Origin of the sequence: Endozoicomonas sp. ONNA2, from assembly GCF_024606365.1 — a bacterium.
Classification (GTDB): Bacteria; Pseudomonadota; Gammaproteobacteria; order Pseudomonadales; family Endozoicomonadaceae; genus Endozoicomonas.
In genome coordinates, this window is sequence record NZ_JAHHPO010001146.1 from 1 (window position 1) to 4,445 (window position 4,445).

Annotated in this window: 2 protein-coding genes; both read right to left on the reverse strand. The window is 48.4% G+C overall.

Annotated elements, in window-relative coordinates; all coding sequences use genetic code 11:
- The coding region (locus KDK14_RS20305; RefSeq protein ID WP_257267057.1) for a hypothetical protein at nt 1-515 on the reverse strand (515 nt) is incomplete at its 3' end.
- A 512-nt stretch (nt 516-1,027) separates the two neighbouring features.
- On the reverse strand, nt 1,028-3,871 hold the full coding sequence (locus tag KDK14_RS20310) for a ZmpA/ZmpB/ZmpC family metallo-endopeptidase-related protein (RefSeq protein ID WP_257267058.1): 2,844 nt from the start codon (nt 3,869-3,871) through the stop codon (nt 1,028-1,030).
- Nucleotides 3,872-4,445 lie beyond the last annotated feature (574 nt).

A 4,445-nucleotide genomic window follows, 5' to 3' on the forward strand; every position in this document is an offset into this window, starting at 1 on the left:
GGCAAGTGGTTGGCATAGAGCGTTGCGGTGGCGGTTTTATCAGGCGGTTGTCGTGGGTTTTGTGAGGCTCTTCTTTTGTCTTTGGTGATTTCCAACGTGGCGTCCGGTGGGTTTTTCCGGTGCGTGTCAAGTCCGGGTTCCCTGGCGGAGGAGACCGTTGCGTCAAATTGATCGCTGGCAGCCCGACCCGCAGCCACCAGGTCGGCAAGGTAGCCCAGCGCCTGATTGATTTCCGGGGGCAGGTTGGCACAGGCTGCTATCGTCCGTACAGCCAGTGTGGTGAGCGGCAGGCAATGACCGCTCTGGCCCGGGTAATCAATGTGAGGGGCATCCCGCACTGGCGGTTGGTCATTGGGTGGTTGATAGAATGGATTAAGCGACCGAACAAACTCACTGCCCCATTTGCCCAATTTGATCACTCCCAATCCTTGCCAGCGGCCGTTGGGTTCCGGGGTGGTTACCGGTTGTGGGTCGATGACTATGCCTGTCGGGTTTATGTCTGGTTGGCGTATCAAAATCTGGTACCTCGTGACAAAGTTGCTTTCGGTGTTATCAGTCCGTTGTCGGTCAAACACAGGCGGTGTTTTTCAGGGTAGACATTCAGCGTTTACTCCCCGCTTCAGGACGTTAAGGATGGAACCGCAAAGGTCATGAAGAGCTTAAGGACGGTTGCTTTTCCTTTGTGTTCCTTGCCGAGAAAATATTTTGCTTAATTATTTTTCATCCTTGGGGGGGCGCCAAATATTTTGACGCGCCGTGGGCATTTGTGTGCCTTGTGGTTCCAATTCAAATTTCCAACCTGTAACAATCTCAATTTTTGCGGGGCTTTCAAGCTTAAGTCAGTGCCATTGAGGTATAAGCTTGTCTCCACCTTGAGAGTGGGGTTTAAGTGTTTATGATGAGCGTTATTCTTACCCTGTTTATTCTTATTTTTTCGGAATCAGTGCAGGAGTTAATCCAGGAGCATTGATTGTAGCCAGTTATATGGCAGTGGTAAGCATCGTTTTAATTACATGCGCCTTTACTATTAAAATGTAGTTCGCTCATAATCCATAAAATTGTCCCTCGTTCTGAGTTCATTCAAGAGCACCGGTTGGTCAGAATCTTCTTCAATGTTGGTTGTGGATTTACTGTACCATGGCTCCATACCTGCCTGTTCGCGCTGCATGAGTGGATGAATGCCTTGGTCATATTCAGGCGTGTACGGTTGATTCGAGTACAGCGGTTGGTCAGGTTCTTTGCCAAACGTCACCATGGAAATGTAGCTATCTGAGATTTCCTGGTTGACTCGCAACAATGGGGAGTGCTCATGGGAAAACACAGGGGTCTTTTGGTCAACCCGACTCAGGTTATCTTTCTCCGACATGGATGGGGTACTGATGGCAGGCGTCGTTCTGCCAGTCGGGTCCTGGCTGCTGTTCTCAGATAGGGATAGGGTGCTGATGGCAGGCGTCGTTCTGCCAGTCAGGTCCTGGCTGCTGTTCTCAGATATGGGTAGGGTACTGATGGCAGGCGTCGATATGGCAGTCCAGCTCAGGCTGCCGAACAAATCCGCCATGGGTTGCGTAACGCCGGCTCTGGTCAATGATTTTTGGCGGCGATGGTGGTAAAAGCACGCACCCGCGAGACCGAATAGCAAAACTACCCCGGTACCCAGAGCGATACAGGCCAGGATGGCAGGGCTTAGTGGAGCCGCTGGCGTTGTTGGTGCGGCAAATGGGGTAAAACCTGGCGTGGTGCTGTTGCTGGATAATGTGGTTACGGTGGCTGGAGTAGGGGTGACAGGGGAGCCCGGGGCGGAAAAGGTCGTGTTGTTGCCTGGCACTGGAGTTGGGGTGATTGGGGTTGTGGTGTTAGCAGAGCCCGGGCCGGAAAGGGTCCTGTTGCTGCTTGTTGTTGGGGTATCAGTGGACTGTTCTGCCGGGCAATTTGGCAATGCCAGGTTTTTAATTTTCAGGGATGAAATTTTTTCACGAACTTCATTACACAGAGCTGAACAGTCGTTCTTGGTGCTATTGGGCATTGATTGGTTGTTAATCTTGAGATTACAAATGACTGGTTTATCTCTTCCTTTGATATCCTCACACCTGTCATTGATTTCCTTCCTCGGAACATTGATACACGGTTTTTTACCTTGAATAGTGCTGTTGATCACCTTGGTAATGTGAGTAGTTCCTGGTTTTTCGTTTTTCCCGGCACCAATACCGACATGTGGATCATCACCGTAATATCCACCTGAAGTTTTCACTGTGCAGTTCGCTGCGGTCGTTTTGTCAACAGATCCTCGTGAATTTTTTCCAACACCAATACCAGCATGTGCACCTTTTCCGGTGGTCTCCACAGTGCAATTTTTGACCGCTAAAGTGTTGATAACTTTTCCTAGATAATTATCCCCGGCACCAATACCGGCATGTGCTACCTCTTTGTCAGTATTCACCGTGCAGTCCACTGCAGTTGTGTTGATAACTTCTCCATTATCATTGTATCCGGCACCAATACCGGCATATGCTTCCTTATTGTCAGTATTCACCGTGCAGTCCACTGCAGCCGTGTTGATAACTCTTCCATTAACATTGTATCCGGCACCAATACCGGCATATGCTTTCGAACCGCCGGTTTTCACATGGCAGTTTTCTGCTGTTATGTATTTAACAGTTCCTTCGTTAGTGCCCGCGGCAATACCTGCGTTTGATTGATCCCCTTTGGTAGTAACATGGCAGTTTTCTGCTGTTATATATTTAACAGTTCCTTCGTTAGTGCCCGCGGCAATACCTGCGCTTGATTGGTCACCTTTGGTAGTAACATTAGAACTCTTAACCCTGATATTACTGATAATGGCCTTTTTTGACATTTGACAAGCCACTACCCCGGCCGGACCGTTTGAATTTATATTGGCCTTACTCAAGGTCAGGTTATAAATTTGGCCTTTACCGCCCAGATGGTTTACCAGACAGTCGTTGAGGTTGCTAATGTTAAAACCATAGCCGTCCAGACGACCTTTAAATGATCTTGGTCTGCGGCCTCCTGTACCAATGGGGGTCCAATGGCTGACATTGATATTATTGATCAAACGATAATTACCATCGCATGGATTCTTGTTGTTACAAATATTGACCAGATCCTCGGCGTTTGTCACATTCCGCCAATGGTTAGAATCGGATGCCGAGGACGCACCCACAGCACAAAGACCAGCCAAAGCCCCCAGTGCCAGGGAGGCATTGGGCAACTGACTGGCCGGTAGCCTTGCGGTGACTGATCTATCAGACTTTTGTCGTCTGACCCGTGAGTTTTTTCCGGTTTTGTCTTCGGTGTTTTCCGGAGTCTTGTCCGGTGCATTTTCGCTTTGCGTGTCAGGTTCGGGTATCTCTTTTTCCCACGGAGTGCCGCAGTCACAGAAGCAAGGATCTTGGCTTTTCTCCGTGCCTCCGTGCCTGGGTGGCAAGGTTGTTACTTTACTGGCCAACACCGCAGAAGCAGTTTCAGGACAGTCCCTGAACGGATCACTGGCAGCCTGGCCCGCAGCCACCAGGTTGGCAAGGTAGCCCAGCGCCTGACTGATTTCCGGGGGCAGGTTGGCATAGGCTGCTATCGCCCGGGCGGCCAGGGTGGTGAAACCAAGGTTATGACCACTCTCATAACCAAGCTTTATACCCGAAGAACCAATGCCAACTGCAGAGCCTTCAGCCCCCTCTGGCCGTTGGCCATTGGGTGGTTGATAGAATGGGTCAAGCGACCGAATACATTCACTGCCGAACAATTTAACCAATCGAACTACTGCCAATCCTTGCCATCGGCCTTGCGGCTCAGGGGGTGTTACCGGTTGCGGGTCGGTGACCATGCGTGCCGGGTTTATGTCTGGTTGTCGTATCAAAATCAGTACCTCGTGACAAAGTTGATTATGGTGTTATCAGTCCATTGTCTTATTTGTCAGAAATAGGAAAGCTGGTGAATGTGTTTAACCGTTTGTGATGCGCAGCTTTATTATTCTTATTTTTATCTTTATTTCTATTTTTAGCTTCAATTCTCAGCTTTATATTATTGGTATTTAATCTTAACTTTTATTCCTCAATTATATACCTGAATTTTAGTCTTACTATTTTTTCTGAATCAGCAAAGTGCTAATCAAAGAATAATAATATTAGCCAGTTATTCCGCAGTGGTAAGAATAGTTTGAATTGCATGCGTTTTTTTTAACTACGAAAATGCAGTTCTCGCGAAAATTTTTAAATAAAGAAACCATGGTCTAATTTCCGGTGTTCGCCGTTGGAGTACTGCCCGCTGTAGCTATATTCTTGGGGTAGACATTAAGGAATTCTTCCTGTTAGAACTATTGTCCATTCTTTCTTTAGCTTCTGCGATCGAGTGCAGGCGGGTTGGTTTCCAGGTATTTCGGGTCTTGAATTGGAACCACGAAGCACACGGTGTGACACGGGAGCAGAGTCGGT